The 24481-nt window shown below is 27.8% G+C and carries 22 protein-coding genes and 2 tRNA genes; 6 read left to right on the plus strand and 18 right to left on the minus strand.

The window, feature by feature from the left end; genetic code table 11:
- The first annotated feature begins 223 nt into the window (after positions 1-223).
- From MSCUN_RS04025 to MSCUN_RS04040, 4 genes are all read left to right on the plus strand, one after another.
- The gene (locus MSCUN_RS04025; protein WP_095607927.1) at positions 224-739 is read left to right on the plus strand and encodes an ArsR/SmtB family transcription factor; all 516 of its coding nucleotides are present in this window, start codon (positions 224-226) and stop codon (positions 737-739) included.
- A 110-nt stretch (positions 740-849) separates the two neighbouring features.
- The gene (locus tag MSCUN_RS04030) at positions 850-1800 is read left to right on the plus strand and encodes a hypothetical protein (RefSeq protein WP_109582985.1); all 951 of its coding nucleotides are present in this window, start codon (positions 850-852) and stop codon (positions 1798-1800) included.
- A 349-nt stretch (positions 1801-2149) separates the two neighbouring features.
- Positions 2150-2224 (plus strand) — tRNA-Arg (locus MSCUN_RS04035).
- Positions 2225-2340: 116 nt separating this feature from the next.
- A tRNA-Arg gene (locus MSCUN_RS04040) sits at positions 2341-2415 on the plus strand.
- Positions 2416-2858: 443 nt separating this feature from the next.
- Here the strand turns inward: MSCUN_RS04040 and MSCUN_RS04045 are convergent.
- The 17 genes from MSCUN_RS04045 to hpt form a co-directional block, all read right to left on the minus strand.
- Entirely contained in the window at positions 2859-4016 is a 1158-nt protein-coding gene (locus MSCUN_RS04045; RefSeq protein ID WP_095607929.1) for a TIGR00375 family protein, read from the minus strand.
- Positions 4017-4166: 150 nt separating this feature from the next.
- A complete protein-coding gene (locus tag MSCUN_RS04050) occupies positions 4167-4943 on the minus strand; it encodes a proteasome assembly chaperone family protein (protein WP_095607930.1) in 777 nt (258 codons plus the stop codon).
- A 55-nt stretch (positions 4944-4998) separates the two neighbouring features.
- A complete protein-coding gene (locus MSCUN_RS04055; RefSeq protein WP_095607931.1) occupies positions 4999-5178 on the minus strand; it encodes an RNA-protein complex protein Nop10 in 180 nt (59 codons plus the stop codon).
- Positions 5179-5254: 76 nt separating this feature from the next.
- The gene (locus MSCUN_RS04060) at positions 5255-6235 is read right to left on the minus strand and encodes an alpha/beta fold hydrolase (protein WP_095607932.1); all 981 of its coding nucleotides are present in this window, start codon (positions 6233-6235) and stop codon (positions 5255-5257) included.
- Positions 6236-6465: 230 nt separating this feature from the next.
- On the minus strand, positions 6466-7248 hold the full coding sequence (locus MSCUN_RS04065) for a translation initiation factor IF-2 subunit alpha (RefSeq protein ID WP_095607933.1): 783 nt from the start codon (positions 7246-7248) through the stop codon (positions 6466-6468).
- Positions 7249-7293: 45 nt separating this feature from the next.
- Positions 7294-7473: a 30S ribosomal protein S27e gene (locus MSCUN_RS04070; protein WP_095607934.1), complete on the minus strand. Its 180-nt coding sequence runs from the start codon at positions 7471-7473 to the stop codon at positions 7294-7296.
- Positions 7474-7614: 141 nt separating this feature from the next.
- Positions 7615-7899, minus strand: coding sequence for a 50S ribosomal protein L44e (locus MSCUN_RS04075; protein ID WP_095607935.1), 285 nt, complete (start codon positions 7897-7899; stop codon positions 7615-7617).
- Between the two features lie 566 nt (positions 7900-8465).
- Complete coding sequence (locus MSCUN_RS04080) at positions 8466-9623, minus strand: DNA replication complex GINS family protein (protein WP_095607936.1); 1158 nt, start codon at positions 9621-9623, stop codon at positions 8466-8468.
- A 255-nt stretch (positions 9624-9878) separates the two neighbouring features.
- On the minus strand, positions 9879-10610 hold the full coding sequence (pcn, locus tag MSCUN_RS04085) for a proliferating cell nuclear antigen (pcna) (protein WP_095607937.1): 732 nt from the start codon (positions 10608-10610) through the stop codon (positions 9879-9881).
- Between the two features lie 333 nt (positions 10611-10943).
- Positions 10944-11132, minus strand: a complete 189-nt coding sequence (locus MSCUN_RS04090) for a hypothetical protein (protein ID WP_095607938.1) — start codon at positions 11130-11132, stop codon at positions 10944-10946.
- 343 nt (positions 11133-11475) lie between these two features.
- The gene (locus MSCUN_RS04095; protein ID WP_095607939.1) at positions 11476-12486 is read right to left on the minus strand and encodes a hypothetical protein; all 1011 of its coding nucleotides are present in this window, start codon (positions 12484-12486) and stop codon (positions 11476-11478) included.
- Between the two features lie 363 nt (positions 12487-12849).
- On the minus strand, positions 12850-13167 hold the full coding sequence (locus tag MSCUN_RS04100) for a transcription factor S (RefSeq protein ID WP_095607940.1): 318 nt from the start codon (positions 13165-13167) through the stop codon (positions 12850-12852).
- 220 nt (positions 13168-13387) lie between these two features.
- Entirely contained in the window at positions 13388-13795 is a 408-nt protein-coding gene (locus MSCUN_RS04105; protein ID WP_095607941.1) for an NUDIX domain-containing protein, read from the minus strand.
- A gap of 171 nt (positions 13796-13966) precedes the next feature.
- On the minus strand, positions 13967-14233 hold the full coding sequence (locus MSCUN_RS04110) for a DNA-directed RNA polymerase subunit L (RefSeq protein WP_095607942.1): 267 nt from the start codon (positions 14231-14233) through the stop codon (positions 13967-13969).
- Between the two features lies 1 nt (position 14234).
- Positions 14235-14807: an exosome complex RNA-binding protein Csl4 gene (locus MSCUN_RS04115; protein ID WP_095607943.1), complete on the minus strand. Its 573-nt coding sequence runs from the start codon at positions 14805-14807 to the stop codon at positions 14235-14237.
- A gap of 269 nt (positions 14808-15076) precedes the next feature.
- The gene (gene dph2, locus MSCUN_RS04120) at positions 15077-16096 is read right to left on the minus strand and encodes a diphthamide biosynthesis enzyme Dph2 (protein WP_095607944.1); all 1020 of its coding nucleotides are present in this window, start codon (positions 16094-16096) and stop codon (positions 15077-15079) included.
- Between the two features lie 21 nt (positions 16097-16117).
- On the minus strand, positions 16118-16681 hold the full coding sequence (gene hpt, locus MSCUN_RS04125; protein ID WP_095607945.1) for a hypoxanthine/guanine phosphoribosyltransferase: 564 nt from the start codon (positions 16679-16681) through the stop codon (positions 16118-16120).
- A 411-nt stretch (positions 16682-17092) separates the two neighbouring features.
- Here hpt and MSCUN_RS04130 point away from each other — a divergent pair, with 411 nt between their 5' ends.
- Positions 17093-18433, plus strand: coding sequence for a signal recognition particle protein Srp54 (locus MSCUN_RS04130; RefSeq protein ID WP_095607946.1), 1341 nt, complete (start codon positions 17093-17095; stop codon positions 18431-18433).
- A gap of 99 nt (positions 18434-18532) precedes the next feature.
- Here MSCUN_RS04130 and MSCUN_RS04135 read toward each other — a convergent pair whose 3' ends face one another.
- A complete protein-coding gene (locus tag MSCUN_RS04135) occupies positions 18533-22969 on the minus strand; it encodes a glycosyltransferase family protein (RefSeq protein WP_109582988.1) in 4437 nt (1478 codons plus the stop codon).
- Positions 22970-23147: 178 nt separating this feature from the next.
- Between MSCUN_RS04135 and MSCUN_RS04140 the strand changes: the two genes are divergently transcribed.
- The gene (locus MSCUN_RS04140) at positions 23148-24377 is read left to right on the plus strand and encodes a tRNA pseudouridine(54/55) synthase Pus10 (protein WP_095607948.1); all 1230 of its coding nucleotides are present in this window, start codon (positions 23148-23150) and stop codon (positions 24375-24377) included.
- Positions 24378-24481: the final 104 nt, after the last annotated feature.

A 24481-nucleotide genomic window follows, 5' to 3' on the forward strand; every position in this document is an offset into this window, starting at 1 on the left:
TTATTATTTTAAAATTTTCTTATTATATATAGTTTATGGGTTTTAGTAACCAAAGGTTATAAAAATATTATTCTAGTAATATATAATAAATATTAAACTATATAAACCTTTTGGTCTTTTAGTAACCTAAGGTAATATTTATATAATGATATAAATAAATAATAAAAACAAGCAAAAAAAAGGAAAAAATCAAAAGCATAAAAACACAAAAAGGAGGGAAAAAATGAATTTAGAAGCAGTACTTGATGTAATAGGATGCAAAACAAGACGAGACATACTAGCACTACTAACTGAAGAACCAAAATTCGTAAGTGAAATATCACAACAACTAGATATTGGACAAAAAGCAATAATTGGACATCTAAAAGCAATGGAAGAACTAGGATTAATAAATCCAACATACAAAAAAATAGAACGAGGAAGACCAAGAAAATACTACGAAATAACACAAGGAGTAGAAATAAAAATATTCATAAAACCAGACAAAATAAACATGCACATGCTAGGTGAAGAATTCACAGAACTATATCACATAGAAGAAAGACTCTACAATGGAGACATAGAAGCAATAGCAGACCTAAAAACACTAATTAAAAAATATAAAAACGCACTAAAATACGCAGAAGAACTACTAAAACAAGTAGAATTCCCACATCAACAAAAAAATGAGAAAAAAACCATAATTACCGATATTACAAAAGCAATACCTGAATACAAAATCAAAGACCAAAAACATTAAAAAATTTATATACTAAAAACAAAACAAATATATTATAAGATATATACTCAGATAATAAAACTTAGTATATTATTACTGCTAATAAAAAAATATAAACGGTGAAAAAAATTATGGATAAAAAGATAATCTTATCCCTTGTTATAGTAGCCCTTATAGGAATAGTAGCAGCTACATATCAAATAAACATAAACGACGATGACATACTCAACCCATTTTCAAGCGTTGATACAGAAGACTCACCAATAACAGACACACTAGCAACACCAGCACAAGCAGCATCACAAGGAGCAAATAACCAAATATCAGACGCACAAAAACAAGCACAAGCACAACAAGCAAAAGACCAAGCACAAGCTGCTCAAGGCCAAGCACAACCAACTCAAGGTCAAGACAACTCACAAAATCAACAACAGCAAGGTTCAGCACTAATCACATCAGAAAATCCAGTAACAGTAAATGAAGGACAACAATCTGGAGATGGAAAAACATCACAACAAAATAACAATCCTAATGGTAACCCAACAAGCTCAGATAGTAATTCTGGAGGTAACCCAACAAGCTCAGATAGTAATTCTGGAGGTAACCCAACAAGCTCAGATAGTAATTCTGGAGGTAACCCAACAAGCTCAGATAGTAATTCTGGAGGTAACCCAACAAGTCCAGATAGCAATCATGGAGGTAACCCAACAGATCGAGGAGATAATCCATCACCAAATCCAAATCCACAACCAACACCAGATACAGATTCAGACAATAACATCTTAACAAAAGCACAAGCATACGCATACATAATAAAACAAGACATTGGAGATCTTCAAATACAACAAGGTTCTGGATATATAGATACTGGAGCAAATAATGAAAAATACATAGTATTCCTTGCACACAACCCAAAAGGTCCAAATCCAAATGAAGTATTCCACGTATGGATTCCACAAGATAAAAACAGTGGATTTTCATGGTTTATCTATGAAGATGGTACAGGACCTAAAGATGTAGATCCAGTAAATGAAGGAAACAATACACAAGATAATACAAATAACACAAATAACACAAATTAAGGAAGAAAAATAAAATATAATTAGAATGAATTAATTTCTAAAGTTTTTTCATTTACCTACATTATATTTTATACAATCATAATTTTTTTGAATGTAGTGTAAATTATTCTTATAAAAACATGAAACTAAAGAGTCTAATAGTTTTTATAACATGAGATAATTTATAATGACAAAAATTTTTTGAGAATTTTTTTTATTTTCTCAAAAAAAAAACTTTTTTTTTAAATTTTTTTAAATAAACTTTTATAATAGTCTACTTTTTTTGATTTATTAAATATTACTTTATATTTTATAGTAAAGTATATATATAATAATATATAAACAATAATAATAGTAGAATGTAATATATGGGCCTGTAGCCTAGACTGGATAGGGCGTTGGACTTCTAATCCAAAGGCCGGGGGTTCAAATCCCCCCAGGTCCGCTATCTATTAACTACTAGAATGAAACTACTTTTTTTTAATAATTTATTATATAATTTAACTATTTTTATATGAAATTAACCTATTTATTTAGTTGAATCTTAGAATTTAATTTTATGGGTTTGTAGCCCAGTCTGGATAGGGCACCAGACTCCTAATCTGGAGATCGAGGGTTCAAATCCCTCCAAATCCGTTAATTTTTATTACTACTTCTTTTTCTATTTTTTTTAATAATTTATATTATTATAAGTTATAAGTTAATAAGTTATTATTATAAATAGTTTAAATTTGAAAAAATTGATTCATAAAATAAGTATTTCTTAAGAAAAAAAAAGAGAATTTGTTTTTATTTTTTTTAAGGTTTATAAAAAAAGGAAGAGTTGTATTCCCTTTCTTTATTATTCTAGTATTTAAGTGCACTGCCCATTATTTGTCCGATTAATGTTACAATTACAACTCCAGCAAAGATAACAGCACCAATTGTTAAAAAGTCCATAATATTACCTCTTATTAATCATTTTTTTGACATTTATCTTTTTTGTAAATAATAAAAAAATAAATTTTTTGAATTTTCTACTTTAAGAAATTCATTGATTATTACTTTATATATATTTTTTATATACTATTTAATCTTTTTTAATCATACACTACTTTACCATATAATCCTCCACGTCCAGGTGTTACATTTAGTGTATTATTACGATATGATTTTAATGCATTTGCAAGTAGCATATCAACATGTTCTATCTTATCTAACTCAACATTAAGTAGTATGTCTATTTCTGTTTTAAATAGTTCAATTAGACGTTCATATCTGGATTGTACATATTTTGTCATAACACCTTTATTATGTATTGAACTTAAAAGTTCAGCTAATGGTAATATGTATCGATATTCAGGACGATCTTCAGGATGTATTGGAACATCACTTGTTGCAAGTTCTTCAATTCTTCCTTTTACTCCCTTTTTAATTACTCCCCCACATACATCACATTTCATGTTGAGTTTTTGTGCATCATGTATGTTAAATATTTTATAACAGTCAATACAACCTGTTTCATGGTATTTTCCCATTCTTGGGTCAAATCCATAATTTTTTATAATATCATTATCTTTTATTGATGTACGTACATCTTCAAATGATAGATTTTTTATCTCCATTGTGTTAAATTCTCGTCCCATTCTATGTGGCCATGGTGAGTGTGAATCAGAATTAGTTAGAAATGTATAATTTTTTAGTTCATCAATTCTATCAGCAAGATATGTGTCACTTGAAAGTCCTAGTTCTACAAAGTCAGCCATTCGATTATCATAACAATCAGAGATTCTATCATATGATTTGTATATTCCTGTCCATGGTGTAAATATATGAGCAGGTCCTATGATACAGTTATAATCACGTGCTATGTCCATTATTTCTGTTCCTCTCATTCGTATTTTTGGTCTTCCATCTGCATCCATGTTTTTTACTATGAATTCATCACGCATCTGCCATGCTGTTTCAATAGATGGTATTAGTATTAGATGGTGTATTCTTTGATTATCTTCTACTTCTGTTGTTGTGATAAATTTTGTGTTTGACGTTTCATCTTTTAGTTGATATATTCCTGTATCATCTATTTGTGTTAGATTATCTTCAAGTTCTCCTAGCCATTTTGAGTGTAGTGCATCTCCTGTTGCTATTAAATCTAATCCCTTTTTTTCGGATTCTTTTGCCATAATGTCAGATTGCATACTTTTTGATGTTGCCATTGAGTATTTACTATGAACATGTAAATCTGAATTTATCTGCATATAAAATTATTCTCCTCTTTTTTTTATCTTCTTTTTTTTATCAGGTGCTGGAATGTGAGTTTTTATTTAAAAAAATGAAAAAAAATTGTTTTAAAAAAAAAGTTTGTAAGGGTGGTGAATCTATTTTTTTAGAAAAAAATAATAGTAATTTTATCCTATGTATCTTAAATCATCATTTGGTTTTGATACTTGTTGTTCTACCATTTGGTTTAATTGTGGGTTTAATGATAGTCTTTTAAGTGTATCTTCTACTTTTTCATTAAGTTCTTCTAAGTCCATATCGAATTTTAGTATTTCAAAGAGTACTTTTAGTACTTCTATTGCTGCTGATGGGTCAATGTAGAATCCTGGTGTTTCACCCATTAGACATGCTGCTGGTATATTTTTTTGATCTGCAAAATGAAGCAGTAGTCCTGATGCTCCAACGATTGATCCACCTTCATCTTTTCGTATGAGTGTATTTTCAAGTTCTAGTATTTCATCAAGTACTTCTTTTTGGTTTGATGCTACGAATACTCGATTTTTTTCTATCATTTCACCTGTTCCTAGTCCACCGAGTGTGTATATTTTAGTAGCTCCAAGTTGTTCGAAGTATTCCATTAATGTTCTTGAGAGTGCTATTTGTCCTTCAAATTCTGTTGCCTGGGAGTTTCCTGTTAGTATTATTACATCTAAGTTGTTTTCTCCGAAATCTTTTAGGTAGTAGAACTCATTTTTCATGTAGTCTATTAGTCCTTCTTTTGTTACTGTTACTTGTGGTGGGAAGTAGTCTGATTCTAGTTCTGCAAATTTGGTTGCATCAAGTTGTTTTATTAATTGATCTACCACTATTTTTCCTACAAATCCTATTCCTGGAAGTCCTTCAAGAACTATTGGATTTTCAAATTCTACTTCTTCTATTTGATTTATTGTTGTTTTATCATCCATTGTTTGCTCATCCCTACCTAATTTAATATTTTTTAATTTAATTTAAAATCTTATTTTATCCTTCTTTTTGTTGTTGTTCTTGTTGTTTTTTTAGTATACGTCTATATTTTCCATATTTATCTTGTGGTGAATAACGGGCTGGATATATTACGCCTGTTTTAACATTACAATTTGGACATATGTCATCTAGTGTATATTCTCCACACTCATTACAACGTCTCATTTGAAATTTCATATGTATATAATTATTCTTTGTATGAGGTTTATATTTTTGTATGTTTATCTTATAATACACTTGCAAGTTATGATTATTATTTAAATTGTTTCATGAAATCTTCAAGTTCTTCTTGTATTTTATCAAGTTCTGATGATCCTACATGTCCTAAGTATGAGTTAAAACATGTGAGTTTTGAACCTGGAATTAATGTATGCATTGGAATTGCATCAAGTTCTGGTGGGAAGTATTGATCTTCATATATTGCTATAATCATGGTTTTTGCTGTTATATTATCTATAATATCAGTTAAATCATGATTCATACTTGCAACACACCTGTAGTATGCATCATATACATCTTCTTTTGAATCTTCATGTGCAAATTCATCCATTGCTTCTTTTATTTCACAGTTAGATTGATCCATATAAAATTGTCTAGATAAACCAAAAGAATACGTAGCCTTACTTGCAATTTCAAGAGATCTTATGAGTGATGCATCAGTTGGATTATCATGGAAGTTAGGATCAGATTCTATAATATCATATAAAAGTTGTGATAAAACATAATTCTGACCACCTACTTTATAACTACTTACAAGTGAAATTAGAAAATCAATTGAATCAGGATAATTACAAGCCCAACTAATAGCTTCAAAACCACCCATAGAATTTCCAATTACTCCTTTAAGATGTTTAATATTAAATTTCTCTTCAATAAATACCTTATTAAAATTCACCATATCAAGTATTGTATAACTAGGAAAGTCAGCTTCTAAATTTGATGTACTTGGAGAACAACTACCAGGACTTCCTAATGTTGAAAGAGATATAAAGAAAAATAACTCAGGATCAAAAGGTAAATTACTTCCCACAGCTTTACTTATACGTTTTATAGAGCCATAATCACCTGTTGTACCATGAAAATATAAAATAGCATTTATAATATGTCCTTCATCATCATATTGTGGCTTACCAAATGTAGTATACTCCACCACCTGATCTTTAAGTATACGACCATTTTCAAATTTAAATTCATCTAATGTATAATATTGAGCTTCCAAATCTTTTAAATCCATAACTCATACTACCTCCACTTATCTAATTTTCTTTTATAAAAAATATTTTTTTTAAATCAATACATATTATATTACCTAATTAAATATTAAAATACTTCTATCTTGAAATTATTCTATTAAAAAAAAAGTAGTATGCTATTTTATTAGAAAATTTATCTATTTAAAAAAAGAGTTTAATTTTTATAAAAATTTAAAAAAAAAGTGTGTGAGAAAAATATTAAATATCTTTCTTATTCATCTAATTCACGATGGAAATGTCCATAACCATCATTATCTTCAATAATTGAAATACATTTTTCAGATGAATCACTTAATATTTTCTCAGCCGTTGGATAATCCTCAGCTGTTACCATTATTCTGTATTTAGGTGCTCCAACACATTGAACTTCAACATCATCAGATTCAATAGAACAAAGAGCTTCACGAATAATTTCAACACCATTTGGCTTATATGATGTAAGATCAACATATCCTGTAATTTGAACTTCAGGAGTTGAAATATTCTTCTTAGCAACACTAGTAATAATTTCAGCCCATTCAGGATCAATATCTAAAGCAAGAAGTACATCTTCTCCTTCATCTGATGCTAATTCAAATCCTTCATAAAGATCTCCAAATTCATCCATGATAAGATAACCTACCTCATCATATGCTTCATCAAGAGTTTTATTAATTGATTTTGCAGAAATTTCAAGAAGTTTTTCAGCTTTTTGTTCAATTTTCCATTGTTGCATTCTACGTGTTCTTTGATCTTCACGTATACGTTTTAATGAAGCATCAACATGTCCTTTTTTAGGATTTACACGTAGTACACGTGCAACAATTTTCTGGTTTTCTCTTACATAATCTCTTATGTTTTTAACCCATCCTGATGAAACTTCTGAAATATGAATAAATGCTTCTTTACCTTCATATTCTTCAAGCTTTGCAAATGCTCCATAACCTAATACTTTATGTACGGTTCCAACAATTAGATCACCTTCTTCAGGCCATTCTTTATTCATACGTACCATTATTAATCACCTGTAAGTAGTAATCTATAGTTTAATTATTTGTATTTAGTGTTCTAGTACTTCTAAGATTTGTGCACAGATTTTTGAACGTCCGCCTTTTGGTTCAACTAATGTTTTACCACATACAACACATTTTACTGTTGATGCTGCGTGATCAAAAATTATTTGTGTATTTTCACAATCACCGCATTTAACTTTTAAAAAATTACTTTCTTGTTTAGCCATTCTAAAGATTCCTCCCTTATTTAAATTCAATCTGATTTTATATATTAATGTTTTAAAAAAAATAGTAGTTAAAAAAAAGAATATTTCAAAAAGAGTATTTCATCTTAAAGTAAATTATATATTCTTTTAATTTAAGTATCCCTATTGTGATACAAATTCTACTTTTCCTGCACGAATGTTGGTATCTCTTTTAATGTGAGCTTTTCCACATTCTTTACATTTGTATCTTAAATCTAATTTTTTAATAGGTTTACTTCCTGATGGTAAAGGTCTTGGATAACCTCTGTACCCTGCGGTTACACGTCTGAATTGACGTTGTCCCCATTTAAGTTCGCTTGCTTTTCTTTTCTTTGATGTGTGTACTTCGTGTACTGTGTGTTTTTTACATTTTGGACAGTAAGTCCTTCTTTCTCGTGGTATTCTCATCCTAAATTCACCTCATATTTTATAGTATAATAGGAAATTAAAATTTTAATTCATTATTGTTTTATTTTGTTAGATAATAAAAGTATTAAGTTAATACTTTCCCTAAAGATAAAATATATTTCATTAAATCTCGATTTTACAGTTTAAATTGAGTTTTTCTTTTTTTATATTTTTGAAATATATTCTTATGTGTTATTTTTTTTATATTTTTTTTTAGATTTTATCACAAATATAAAATCTCTAATTTTTTATGGTTTTTTGAATTAAAAAAAAATATTTCTAAAAAAAACTTTTTCCATTTTTTTATTAATAAAAAAATTATTTACTTTTTTTATACATAGAATTCTTATTTTTGTTAAAATATAGTGTCGTAAGTAAGATTATTTCTTATGTATAAATGTTTTTTATTTAAATCCTAACTGTTCTCATATATAAAAAGAACAATCAATAATTTATCTATATATTATTATATTATGAACTATATTTATATTTTATGTTTATACAAACTAAAATATTAAAAAAAGTAAGGTAATGTTAAAATGGTGGTGAATCATATTAAAGTATTTTTATAATACTCGTATTATATCATGTGAAAGTAGAATTTGCACAATATTACCAGGAAGTAATGCTACATCATCCACATTAAATGGACCATATGTACGATCATCCACATCTAATATATCACTATTAACCTCACAATTAAATGATACAAGCTTTTCATCATTAAATAATTCTTCATCAAGTTTTGTATCATCTTCTATTTTTATATTTGATGTTTCATCTGGTGTTGGTATTGGCTTATCAATAATATCAGATGTAGTGGTTGTTGTTGGTTCATCTACTTTTACATCAGATTCTATATTTTCATGTTTTTGTATACTATTTTGTGAAGTTAGTGTTTTAGGCTTTTTTTCATCTTCACTTACCTGTAGTGATACTGTATCATCCTCTGGTATTTCAGGTGGTGTAAATGGTGTTGTTATATCAGTTTTAGGTTCTTTTTTTATTCGTACAGGATTGTTATTTTCATCACGTGGCATACTATCTGGCATTTCTCCAAACATCATTGCAACTTGACTTTCATCAAGAGCAGGGGATGAAAATACATCATCAGGTATGTCAATATCATCAATTCTATTTTGTTGAGGTTTTACATCTTTTGATGGTTTTTGTGTTTTAACTGGATTTTGTGGTTTTATATCTACCCATTCATCTTCTGTGTTTTCTTCTACTACTTTTTGTTCTTGTTGTGTGACTTCAACTTCTGGTGTTGCTTGTACTACTTCAGGTTGTGTTTGTACTTGCTTTTGTTGCATTCTTTTATTGTTTTGTTTGTTTTGTATTATATTTTCTCTGTGTTTTAATAATGTGTTTACAATATCAATGTAGAGTTGTTCTTCATCATAGGTCATATTGTATGGAAGTTCATCAAATAAAGTAGAATCATCTTTATGTCCTTTGAAGAGGTCATGTGATTTTTGTAGGTTTGCTAGTGCTGTTGTTAGTATTTTTACTTCTCGTCTTTCACATATTTCTATTATGATTCGTCTTGCATCACGTAGTTGATATGCTTCAAGTGAGAGTGGATTTTTATCTACTATTTTTAGTAATTGTTGAAGATAGTTTGAAGCATCATCATAGAATGTATCATCTATTTCTGATAATGGTCCATCTATTCTTTCTTTTTTCTGAATATCTCGTAGTTTTTGAAAAAATGTATCCAAGGCTAACACTATCTCCTTTTAAATTATATTTTTTATTTTAATATTTTTTTCTATTCGACTAACTATAATAATTTTCTTTCATAATCCAATGCAATCTTAATAAATGCGTAGGATAAGATTTTTATTTATATTTGGCTAAAAAAAAGTTTTTTTTTGATTATTAAATTAAAGGTTTTACTATTTTGTTAAAAAAGTTCCCCTTTTTTTTTGAAAAAAAAATAAATTAAGATGAGAAGATTTATACTTTTTTTAGTATTATTCTTCTTCTATTCTAGGAGCTAATAAGAATGATAGTTCTCCTTCCTCATTTAATAATTCTAAGGTTAATGTTAGTGGCATGTCATCTCCAAGTGAAATGTATGTTGTATCTGCAAATTTCTCTGCTTTAAGCATTTCTTTTATGTTTTCTATTGCAAATATTGCTCTTGCATCTTCTGTAACTTTTTCACCATGTAAATATTCAACTTCAGCATCTGAGAATTCTCCTACTGCTTTAAGTTTTAAGAAGTCTTGATCTATGTTAAATTCTACACGATCTGCTACAATTTCAATATCCTGGATTGATTCTTTAAGTGTTTTTATTGGTATTGTTATTTTTACAGGATATTCAATTGATGGTGATTCTGGTGTTTCATATTCAAGGTCGATAAGTTTTACTTTAAATGTTTTCTTAATTGCTCCTTCAAATGTTACAATTAGACTTCCACCATCTACTGTTAGTTCCATTACATCATCTGATTTTGATCTTTTTAGAACTTTCATTAATTCTTCAGTATCTACATTTAGTTTTATTGGTTCATCACATTGGAATACATCAAATAGTCTTTCTTTAAGTTCAAGGTGAACATATGTAATATGACTTCTATCTATTGCATTTAATCGTAGACCATCTGAATCTACTTCTATTTGTACCTCATCTACAATTGAGGAAATTGCTTCAAAACTTGTTTTAAAAATACTTGGGTCACTTAATATAAGTTTAAACACTATTATAAACTCTCCTTAAAATTATATAATTATAGTATGTATTTATGTTTATAAATTGTTATAAAATTAACCCTTAATAAATAAGTAAAAAAAAAAAATAAGCAAGAAAATTATGATAGAATAATTAAATTATTTCTATACATAAATATTTCTCTGACCACATCTTGGACAATGACTTAGTCTGGAATTATATACAGCTCCACACCCTGGATATTTACATGTTTTCATGTATCCAACGTTTTTATCAACACCAGCTTCTTCATAAGTTACTTTACCAGAACTGGATGAAACCTTGTTAGAAGATTTTGATGATGACTTTGAAGTTGACTGTGTTTATTGTGTATCATCTGTTGTGTTATTTTCAAGTTTTACTTCTTCAAGTTGATCTTTCATTTCATTAAGACTTTTGTTTAATTCTTCATTTTTCTTTTGCATCTCATGATAATACATATATCCTGCAGCTGAAACTCCAATAATTGCAATAATAACAATAACTATGATAATTTTCATTTCTTTACGCAATTTATTTAACCTCCTATTAGTTGTTATTTATAAAAAAAAGTAATTTTTCCGTTTTAAATTCTTAAAAAATTCTTCAATTTTATATAATAAGTTGTAGTTTGAAGATCCTTTTTTTCGTGTTTATTTTATATCTAAATAATATATATATTTGCTATATATAAAAAAATTTTATATAAAAACTAAGAAAATAATCAAATTTCATGTTTTAAAATAAAAAAAAGTTTAAAAAGAGTTTTTTTTATACCGTTTATTTCATACAATTAGCATTATAATTTTTATGCTAAAAAAAAGGTGTTTAAGTATTCTATATCTAAAAAAATCCATTAATTTTATCTTAAATTATTTATTCATCCTCATCAATACTAGATTCATGAATCTCCTCAGATTGGTTAAGTCCTAAATAACGCATTATTTCTGTGTAAAATGATAATAATATTATAAGAATACCCATTGCAATAAATGCTATTGCCATTGTTTCATGTTCACCATACATTACACTATCTGATATTTTAACACTATCATTAAATGCTTGATATGTACCATAAACCATGAGAACTAATCCTATTACAATTGATGTAATCTTAGAAATATTATGTTTTGAACTTTTAAATACTCCACGTAGCTTATTAATTTTCTCAGAATCAAACTGATTAAGCAGTGGCACACCATTTTCATCAACTTTAACCTCATCAATCATATGAGTTTTAGATTTCTTATTATCGCTACTATCTTTTAATTTACTAGTAGTTATCTTAGATTCTTGAGGTTTTATATTTTCAGTAGATTCTACAAGTGGTGTTTCATCTAATATTTCATCTATTGAATCTGATGTTATATCATCAATAGAAGTTTCATTTAATGTTTCATCTATTGAATCTGATGTTATGTCATCAACAGGAGTTTCATTTAATGTTTCATCTGTTGAATCTGATGTCATGTCATCAACAGGAGTTTTATCAGCTGTTTTTGGTTTTGATTCTAGTTCTTTGATTATTTCTTCAGCTTCTTCTTTTATTTCTGCCTGATTTTTTACTATTTCATCGTCGTTAATTTCTTCCTGATTTATAACTACTTCATTAATTGCTTTAAATAGTGGACTATCCTCAACATCTTCTTCTTTAGGTTCTATAACTTCTTCAATTAGATCTTCACTTTCATCATAATCTTTAGCTTCAGTTTTAATAATAGATCCAGATTCACTATCATATTCTGGAATATTTTCAGAATTATTTTGTTCCATTATTTCAAGAGGATCTTTTTCAGTCTCTATAAGAGGAACATTATCTTCTATGACTTCTAATTGTCTTAATGGATCTCTTTTTCTTCTATTAGTTGCTTTATTTTTTTCTGTCATTATCATCACAAAAACTTAAGATATTTTATTTATTTTGTATAATTTAGAAAGTCTTTTTGAAAAAAATTTATTCTTTAATCTATTATTGTAAAAAAATTATTTCTTTCCTAAATATTATATTTTTAAAATTGTCTTTTTTTACTTAGCATATTTTTTTTAAAGTATAAAAGGTTCTTTTAAATATAATTCATTTTCACAATTTTTATCATAAAAAAAATAAGAACTAAAATAATAAAAAATTAAAAAAGCATGTAAAATGAATTACTTAAAAGTTAAATCTTCTATCCTTTTTTTATAAAAGATTAATAATAAAAGAGAATACATTTTAATTATATTCACTTTTGTCTTTTTTTTTATACGATTTTAATCGTATTCTCTCCATGTGTAGTCACAATCTGTACATCTGAAAAATCTTGTTTCTGATTCATCTGCACTTCTTGTTTGTTGTAACCACCAAAATGCAACTTTATTTCCACATTTTGGACATATTACTTTGATTGTAGGTAAGGTTTTAACATTACTGTCTGTTACAATTACTGTATCTTCTTTATCAACTTTTTCTGAAACTTCATATTGTTTTTTTGATTCTTCTGTTACACCTTTTTCATAGTTACAATCTTCACATATAAATTTACCATTTACAGGAAAAAGAACTTTTCCACATCCTGGACAAAATTCCATTGTATCGAAACCTCCCTTTATAGTAGTTAAATTATTTATTTTAATATAATTTTTCAAATTTATTTTATATTAAATACGTTATTATCTTTCTTTTTTATATAAAATAAATCTTGCTATATTTTCAAGAGCATATTAAAATTTATTATTATATTATTATTTTATTTTAAAATTTATATAAAAAAAAGGGGTGGGAGCATATGATAAGTAATAAATATCACTCTTATAAATACTTCATAGCATCAGATAGTATTAAGTTATGATCAAATGCTAAAGAAATACTACTAAGTTTATCAATACTAATAAATTCAGCATCACATGCATCATCATCTGCCTTTAGAAAACCTTCTTTAATAGAAGCTGTATATGCTATTGTTACAGTATGTCCTCTTGGATCACGATTTGGATCTGAATATACACCAACTAAGTTTTCAAGTTTAACATGTAGAGATGTTTCCTCAAATGCTTCACGAACTGCTGCATGTTCAACTGTTTCACCATAATCTACAAATCCACCAGGTATTGCCCATGATCCTTTAAATGGATCATTTTTACGTTTTATAAGTACAATTTCTGAATCTTTTTCTATTATAATATCAACAGTTAATGCAGGATTTCTATACTTTGACATAATAATAATATATGAATCAATAAAAATTATAAAATTTTTTATTTTTTAATACAAAAAAAGGAATGTAAATTGTTTATTTTATATGATAATTATCTTAAAATAAAAAAAAAGGTTAAAATAAAAAAAAAGAGTTTTAGGTATGTGTTTTATTAAACCTAAAAAAAAGTGTATCTATTCATCAAATGCTTTTATTAATGCATCTTTAAAGTCATTTGCTTCTTGTTTTACTTCTTCTGCAGCTTCAACTAATACTTCTTTTGGATTTTCACAGTGAACTTCAAATTCTGGTTCTCCAATAAGAGGGTGTGTAATATCATATGCTGCTGCTATGAGTTCATCTTTGCTCATTATTCTTTTTCTTAATATATTACATATTGTATGACTTTCGCCTGTAATTTCAAGTACTAAACTATCTGGTTGTTCTTCAATAATTTTCATTCTAAATTTTCTCCCCATATTTACTTGATATTTTACGTGAATCAACCTTATTACATTCACATATTAGTTTATCATCAGCTGCTTTTTTCATAAATTTACGACAACGAGTACACATCGCCTTTATTATTCCCAAATCAAAATCAGCAGTTGATAGCTCAACATATTCTGAGCCTAGCTTATTTATTACTTTAGCTTCTATTATATCTCCAATCTTAAAAAGTTCATGCATTGATGTAACATAGTCATTTGTTGCATTTGAAATATGAATATATCCTTTATATCCTGCAACAATCTCACGATCACTACCAGTAATTTTCTTTACAGTAACAAGTGCTTTATACTGTTTTACATCTGTAATGTATCCTATTATATGATCATCTACTTTAATATGTTCTGGTGCATTTTCTGCAATTACTGATATTTCCATGTTAATATCATCAATTTTAAGATATCCAAAGATACTTGATTTAATATATCCATCTTCTACATATGTCCAGTCTGATGGGATGTATTCTTCATAGGTACATAGTATTTCACCAGGTAATACAATGTCAGCATGTTTATGAGTTACCATAAATATAACATCCCCCTAATTTTATAGATTTTTAGACTTTGCTAATATATTTTCTATCATTTTATTTTATTTTAGATTATTAAAATGAAATAATTTTCTATTTTATTTTATTTTTGTAGAAAAAGAAATTTTTTTTGGATAATATTAATTTATTAAAATAAAATCTTGTCTTTTATAATAAATTTTCATTAGAAAAATTTATACTATTTATTAGTTTTTATTTCTCTTATTATATATTTTTTATCCTTAAAAATTTTCCCCTAAATTATCTATTGTCCATCATGTATGATAATTTCATCCATCATATAATCATCCCAGTTGCGTATTCCAAGTACTATTTCAAGTTCTTGTGGTGTGATTACTGGCTTTTTATACATTGCACTATCATCTATTGCTATTCTTGGACAAGCTGTCATTACATATGCATCAAGATCAAATGGTAATAATCGATCTGGTGATATGTAGTCCATGTTTAGTATTTGAGCTTTAAAACCATGTTCTTCTATTAGTTTTTTAAGATTTAATGCAAGATTATATCTTAGTTGTCCTTTTTTTGATGATATAATTATTCCAAATGTTTTTGCATTTTCAGCTTTTATTATGCGTGCAAATCTTATTCTTAGAATTTTATCATAGAATTCTTCAATATCTCTTGCTGTTCCTTTAAATGGATCTGCTAGTAGTACTGGTTTTTTTGTGAATAATTTTACACCTAGTGCATGGAAATCTCCACTACCAACATATATTATCATATCCACATCTAAGTTTTTTATAGATGTGAAATTACATCCTAGTACTTGACCTGGTTTTGTGGTTATTCCTGGTGTAGTTTTAACAGTATAACCTTCATCTTCTATGAGTTTTATCATTTCATCAAGTTTATGTATATGCTGAGTTGTTGTTATTACACCAATTGTTTTTATATTATCTTCAGGATTAATTTTTTCTAGTGCATCAAGAATTGGTGGTTTAACTTCTGCATTTGAAGATGCTTCAATAAACATTATGGGACATTCTGTTTTAAGACCAAGTGATGTATGTGCAAAATGAATTACAAGATCAATATGTCCATTAACCTTAAGATCAGCTAAATCACATGCACCAAAACATGCATCAGCATCAATTAGAACATTAACATCATCTGGTGTGTTTTCTTCGATTTGTTGTGCTATTTCTACTGCATCCATTTTTAGTCCTTCTGGAAATTGGAGCATTATATTTTTAGCATCAAGTTCATCTATTTTTGTGATTATATCACTTATTTTATAGTCATATTCAATTCTTGGCAAACCTTAAAAACTCCCTTTTATTTAATCATCTACTATTGTTACTTTTCCATCTACCATTTTTATTTTAACTAGTGTATCAATATTATGACCTGTGTTATGTTCTGCATTAATACGTCCATCATCTTTTTCAATAGGAACAATTGTATATACAAGATTAACTCCTATTTGATCTAATGCTTTTATAACACTTGTAATTGTACCACCAGTACTTACTACATCATCAATAAGAAGAACATTATCATCTTTATTTAATCCATTTATGTATAATTCATTTTCACTATAACCTGTTTTCTGATGTACCTTATGTTCTCCTGGTAGACCATATTCACGTTTTCGTACTATTACAAATGGTATTCCTGTTTTCATTGATAGTGCTGTTGCAAGTGGTATTCCCATAGATTCAACACCTACAATTTTATCTACCATATTTAGGTTATAATGATTGATAATATAATCCATTACATCATCTAGTAATTCTGGTTCTACAAGTGGTACTCCATCACTTATTGGATGTACAAAGTAGAAGTATTCTCCTTTTTTAACAACAGGACATTCAACTAATGATTTTTTAAGTTCATCTAACATAATCTAATTCTCCATGTGATATTTTTTTCTTAATTTTTAGTAAATTCTAGTTTTTAAAGTATTTTTTTTTACTTTACTTTTTTTATTTTTTTTATTTTTTAGCATTCTCTTAATACTATTAATTTATATTAATTATTCTTAATTATAACTTTACATTTAATAAGAAGAAAAAAAAAACATTACACTACCATTTTTTTTATATATTACTTATGTAGTTGAAATTTAACCTATTTTTATGAAAAATGTTTATATTAAAAATAAAATACATAACTTATAATATATAAACTAGATTAAAAAAAATATAAAAAAATTCCTATATAAAAAATAAATTTTTTTCATAAAAACATTAATCTAATATAAGAATACATTAATATTAAAATAAAAAAAAAATTTTTGGAGGTAGAATATAAGATGCTTGAAGGACTAAGTGAAAACCTGACAAATACAATGAAAAAACTATCAGGAATGTCAATAATTGACAAAAAAACATTAAAAGAAATTACCAAAGAAATACAAAAAGCACTCATACAATCAGATGTAAATGTAAAAGTTGTATTAAATCTAACAAAAGAAATACAAAGAAGAGCATTAGATGAAGAACTACCTAAAGGATTAAGCCCAAAAGAACATGTAATGCGTATAGTATATGAAGAACTCGTATATTTAATTGGAGAAAAACCAGAACCACTAGACATCAACAAAAAACCATACAAAATAATGATGCTAGGACTTCAGGGAAGTGGAAAAACAACCACCACAGCAAAACTTGCAAAAAACCTTAAAAAACGAGGATTAACAACTGCAATAGTATGTACAGACACATGGAGACCAGCAGCATATGAACAGCTAAAACAACTATCAGAACCACTAGATGTACCAGTATATGGAGATCCTAAAAATTCTGATGCAGTAGATTTAGCTCAAAAAGGACTAGAACATTTTGGATCTAAGTATGATGTAATAATAGTAGATACAGCAGGACGACACAAAGAAGAAGCAGACTTACTTGATGAAATGAAACAACTAAGTACTGTTGTAAACCCTGATGAAGTAATACTAGTAATTGATGGAACAATCGGACAACAAGCACGAAACCAGGCAAAAGCATTTAAACAAACTACAACAATTGGATCAATTATTGTAAGTAAACTTGATGGATCAGCAAAAGGAGGAGGAGCACTCTCAGCTGTAGCTGAAATTAATGCACCAATAAAATTTATTGGAACAGGTGAACGTGTAGATGACTTTGAAGCATTTGATCCTGAACGATTCATATCAAGACTACTTGGAATGGGAGATATTGAAACTCTTATTGAACGTGCAACAGAAGTAACAGCAGATAAAACAGATAAAGAAATGGTAGAATCCATAGTATCAGGTAAATTCACACTAAAAGACATGGAAAACCAGTTAAACATGATGCAGAAAATGGGACCACTACAACAAGTAATGAAACTAATACCTGGTGTAGGAAATCAACTACCAAAAAGTGCAACTAAAGAAACTGAAGAAAAACTAGATAAATACAAAATACTAATGAAATCCATGACCAATTATGAACTTGAAAATCCAGATGTTATCAAAAAATCACGAGTAAATCGTATAAGTCGTGGAGCAGGTCTTACAAATGAAGATGTAAAAGATCTACTTAAATACTACAATTTAACTAAAAAAGCACTAAAAGGTGGAATGGGTAAAAGAAACATGTCAGGACCTATGGGAAAACTCCTAAGACGTATGACAAAACAATAAAAAAAAGATGAGAAAATAATATTATAGAGTAAAATACTACTCTTTTTTTCTCTATTTTGAAATCCTATTTTCCATATAAAAAAAAACTTTAATTTTAAACTAATTACTCTTTTTCATATATTCAATTTTATTTTTAAGCATGTTTTCATAATCTTTTATTATTTTTTCAACTCGTTTTGCATATGTATGCTCATTTATAACATCAGGATTTACAGGCTCACGTTTAATTGCTTCTTTTATCTTCTCATTTAAATCCATCTTATCTTCATATACTAAAACTTCATCTTTAAATAGATTTTCAATTCCTTTTACATGATCAGTTACGATTGTTGCTCCACATGCAAGCCCATCAAATATACGATTTGATATAAATCCCTTCTTACGCATATCATCCCAATGATCATTTAGTAGAACATCTGTTGATGAGTATGCTCTGTATAATTCTTCATTTGGAATATAGTTATCTTGAATATATCTCTCATCAAGTATTCCTTCCCAGTTATTTCCATATATTTTAAGATCATAATCTGTTGGAAGTAGATCTTGCAATATTCGTCTGTAGGTCATACGTGAATTTCCAACAAAAAGTAATTGTGATTTGTATTCTTCATCATATAGTCTGTGGAATCTCTGTGGATTTGTACATTGAAGTAGTGGTTCTACATCTGTTGATATAACAGGTTTGATCTTATTACACCAGTATTCTGATGCTATGTATACTTTATCAAAACTATCATATTCTCCTACACTCAGACGATTTGGATGTGATATGTTCCATTCAATGTTATACTGGTATGGCTTTGGAGTATATGAACTTACACCACGAAGTACTAATACAATGTCATATAATGCATCCTTATTTGTTTGCCAGTCATCATGTAGTTGTAATTTGGCTGGATATCCTTGTTTGTTAAATTCTTTTTGAAGCTCTACTCCAAAATGGTAATCTCCCCAGTGATGTTTATTATCACTTTTTGGTGTTGGTATTTTGATAATTACACGTGTTTTATCTGTTAAATCTTTAAGTAGATTTATTAGTTGTTCTGCACGATTTTTATAGGTATGATTTTTAAGTACTATGTATTGTAGTTCTTCAACTTTTGCATGTGCTAAGTCTGGATTATTTAGGTATAAATCTAGTTGTTCATCTAGTGATTGTTTATCTGTAAATGTTGGTATTTTATTTCCAAATAATTCCTTAATTCCAATTTCTCCATTTGTTATAACAAGTTTTCCCATTGCAAGTGCATCAAATACACGACTATTAACAGATGATGGAGCATCAGTTAAATCTGTTGCATCATCAAGCACTATTTTTGTTGATGCATATACTGCTGGCATCTGAGAGTATGGTACATATCCTTTATTATAGTCATTAAACTTATCATAACGTGACCATGTTTTACCATAAATATTAAAACTATATTCAGACTCATCAGGTTGTAGTATTTTAGTTATTTCTCGTTCATCATGCCAATCATTTCCTGCAAACGCATAATCACAGATATATTCATCTTTAGCTTTCACATTCATATTAAATAAGTCTGTATTTGTAGCTTCTGGAAATAGTATTGGTTCATATCCTGAGTTGTCTATTATATGATGAATACTTCGACTATTTGAACATAGTATCATATCAAATGATTCAAAGTATGGCTTATTTAACCACCATTCAGGCCAATTTAGTATCCATGCTATTTTTATGATCATGTCATTTTCTGTTTTTATTTTATCAATATCATAACTATTAAGTAGTGATATGAGAATATCTACATCATCATCTAGTTTAAATGGATCATCTGTATCATTTTTAGATTTAAAATCTATAATGTAGCCTTGTTTTCTTAGTTCATTTGCAAGTCCTTGTGCTATGAAATAATCCCCTACTGCTGCATTTTCTCCTTTTTCCATTGTGATAAATGTTATTTTAAGAGGATTTTCTGTAAAGAAGTTGTTTTTATTAATTTTATCATTTAGCACTTTTTGTTTTAGCCATTTGTTCCATTTACGTGCAAAGATATTTTTATTGTTTTCATGTTGTGTTTTTATTAGTCCTTCTATTATGTTTTGTTTTGTTGCATGACGATAATGGTATGCTGCAGAATCTGATGTGTAGATGTTTTTATATCCCATTGTATGTAATCTTAATGATAAGTCTACTGCTTCATATTCATATTTGAAGTCTTCATCAAATCCTCCCACATCTGAAAATAGTTGTCGTGATATCATCATAAGTGAGCCTGTTATTGCTGGTGTTTGGTATGTTTCATGTTGATTGAATTTATAGGCTTTTCCATCATTATATGAATATGGGAGTATGTATCCATTTTCTTGTTTGAATTTTATTCCTGCATGTTGTATTTTGTAGGATTTTTCTTTGTGTGATTGCATATGACTTAAGTCTGGATATATTAGTTTTCCACCAACTACTCCTACATCAATATTTGTTAGTTGTGTTTGCATGAGGTGATTTAGCCATCCATCTAGGAGTTCTATGTCATTATCCATAAATACTACATATTCACCATCAACTTCTTTTACTGCTTTGTTATATGCTTTTGCAAGTGTTTCATTGATTTTATTTTTTATTACTTTAAAGTTGTATTTAGTGCTTAGTTTATCTATTATTTCAGGTGAGTTGTCATTTGAATCATTTTCTATTATTGTCACATCATAGTTTGGATAGTCTGTTGATTCAAAAAGTGAGTTTAGCTGGTTTTCTATGTATTTTTCCCCATTATGATTAAGTATTATTATTGATACTTTTGGTGCTTTTTCATCAAATTTAGGATAATTTTGTGCAATTATATCTGTTGCTATTGCTATTTTAACTTCATGTTTATCCATTTGGCTAAAGTAGTACTTGGAAATGTAGCCCATATCTTTACCTTTGGTTATGTAGTGATATAGTGGGTTTATATCTCCTATTTCATCTTTGTATTTATACATGTAGTAGTTGTTATCAAAGTATCTTGATGGATTTTTATGTTCTTTATATCCTTGATAGACATAGTGTTGTGCTGGTGTTTTTAGGGAGTGTTTTACATCTTCATATTTTTCAAGGTAGTAGTCTTCATCAAATAGTGTACTTTTTTCAATTACTTCTGCTTGATGATCTAGTTCTTCTTTTGTTTTTTGTATTTCATCAAGTTGTTTTCTTGTTTGTATTGGTTGTTTGTTTTCACGTTTTCCACATGTTAGGTAGTGATAATATGGATTTGGTGTGGTTGTACTTATTTCAGGGTTTGTTTGTTGGTAGTATTGTGTGTTAAATATCTTATTTGGATTGTATTTCTGGTTTGCTCCTGTTAGTATGTAGTGTTTTATTAATTCATATGTAGGAGTGTTTGGATCTTGTTTTGTTTGTTTTATGTAGTATTCATCATCAAATGTATTAGAGTTATATATGGTTTCTATTGTTTCATTAAGTTGTTGTGGTGATATATCATATTTGGTTTGTGCATCATCTTGTTTTATTACATAGTGTATTAGTGGATTTACTTGTGTATCTTCTTTTAGGTATTTTTGTTTGTAATATTGTGTGTTAAAGTCATTTGATGGGTTTAGATCATGTTTATATCCAATGTATATGTAGTGCATTAGTGGATCTATTATTGTATTTTTAAGTTGTGGTATTTGTTTGTAGTAAAAATTAGAGTCAAATAGATTATTTTCACGTATTATTTTAATTGCATCATTTACATCATCTGGTGTTATTTGATTTGTAGTTTTACGATCTTTATTTAGGTCATATAGTACGTGAAATATTAAGGGGTTCATTTTACTTTCTGCTACATCATCATATTGCATGTAAAATTCTGTGTTAAAGTATTCTGATGGGTTAAGATTATGCATATATCCTACATCTATATAGTGATCAAGTAGGTTGCTGTTTTTTTCAAATGCATATGGATAATTTTGATTATAATATTCATCATCAAATAGATTATCTTCTTCAATTATTTGTTTTGCCTTATTTATATCTTCTTCTGTTAGTTCATTTTTTGTTTTTTTAATGGATGTTGTCTTGTTTTCATTATATAGTGTCTTTATGTTTTCATTAGTTTTTATGAGCTTTTTCATATTTTGTTGACTTTTTTCATTAAGGTATTTAATTTTACTGTTTATATCCATACTTCTTTGTGCTATATCTTTGTTTTTTGATACAATGAGCGTACCTTTTTCATATTTCATGATCTCTTTTTTATCTATTGTAAGATCTTCAATATCACGTGGTTTTTCAGATTTTTCTTCCTTAAATTCATATAAAGCATAATATATTAGTGGGTTTATCTGATAGTCTGAAAGTTCTTTATGCTCATTTATGTATTTATCATTATCAAATTGGGCTGATGGATTATATCCCTTTTTATATCCTAATGTTAAGTAATGTTCAAATAATTCATCCGTATCTAAGTTATCTTGATAGTGTTGTTTGTAGTAGTTTTCATCAAATAGTTTATTTTCAACTATTATCTTTTTTGCCTTTTTTAGTTTCTTTTTATCTAGTTTTCTAATCAGTTGTAATTGATCCATGAATATTAAACCCCTGAAATGCTGTTTATTTGTGTAAATCTATTGTTTTTGAAAATCCTTAATTTTAATTAGTAATTATATTTGTTGATTATTAAATATATAATAATTTTAAATGACAAAAATAATTAGCATAATAACATAATTGAATAAAAAAATTTTTGATAGGAGTATATTTTAGTTGACACAAACTGATGAAAATAATAATGACACATATAAAATATGTGATGAATGCTTACATAGAATATATCCAAATGCTCAAAGACGTGCAAATGCAACAATACCATTAATAGATGAAGATAAAGGTGAGGTATGTAGTCTTTGTAATAATATACTACTTCATAAAGATCTTATTTTTGATTTAGTAGAACGAAAACTTAACATGCTAAATATTACATTTGATACATGTCAAATTGCAAGTGTAATAGCAGATAAACAAATGCTAAAAACAGAACATCAAATACATAAACTAGCACCATACTATGGAAAAAACAATCTACGAAACCAACTTAAATATGAAATGTGTGAAATGATAGAAAAAAAATTACATAAAACTATAGATCATAAAAATCCAGAAATTGTCATCATGATAAAAGCACGAAGTAAACCCTATGATAATGCACCACATAAAGAAGTTAGTGGAGTTAACATATTTATCGATGTAAATCCACTCTTCATTGAAGGACGCTACAATAAATTAAAACGAGGAATACCACAAACTAAATGGCCATGTAGCAATTGTAAAGGACGAGGATGTGAAGAATGTAACTTCACAGGACAACAATACCCAGACACAGTTGAAGGTCTAATTTCACGTCAAATATTACCATTAACACAAGGTAGTGAAACTAAATTTCACGGTTCAGGACGTGAAGATATTGATGTATTAATGCTTGGTAAAGGACGACCGTTTGTAATTGAAGTAAAAAGACCATTTAACAGACAAATTGATCTTGATGAACTAGAACATCTTGTAAATGAAAATTCAGATGGAAAAATACAAATACACAATTTACACTTTACAGATAAAGAACGTAAAGGAACAATAAAAAACAGTTCAACTGAAAGCTATAAGGTATATGAGGCAATAGCAGAATTTGAAAATGGAGTTATAAGTGAAGATATCCAGAAAATACTAAAACTAAAACATATACATCAACGAACTCCACAACGTGTAGAACATAGACGAGCAGATCTAATTCGTGAACGTGAAATATATGATATACAAGTAGAACGTATGGGTAGTTGTAAACTTAAACTTATAATTAAATGTCAAGGTGGACTTTACATTAAAGAGTTAATATCAGGTGATGATGGACGAACAGAGCCAAGCATAAGTAGTATAACAGATAATAATGCAGTATGCTCACAACTTGATGTTATAGATGTACATATTCCAGAAGTTGAATAAGGAAATGTTATATTCATCTTTAGAATAACTATTCTTTACACACTTCATTTTTTTATTGATCTTCATATATTCTTATACACATACTTTTTTTATCACCATAGTAG

This window comes from Methanosphaera cuniculi, from assembly GCF_003149675.1.
Lineage (GTDB): Archaea > Methanobacteriota > Methanobacteria > Methanobacteriales > Methanobacteriaceae > Methanosphaera > Methanosphaera cuniculi.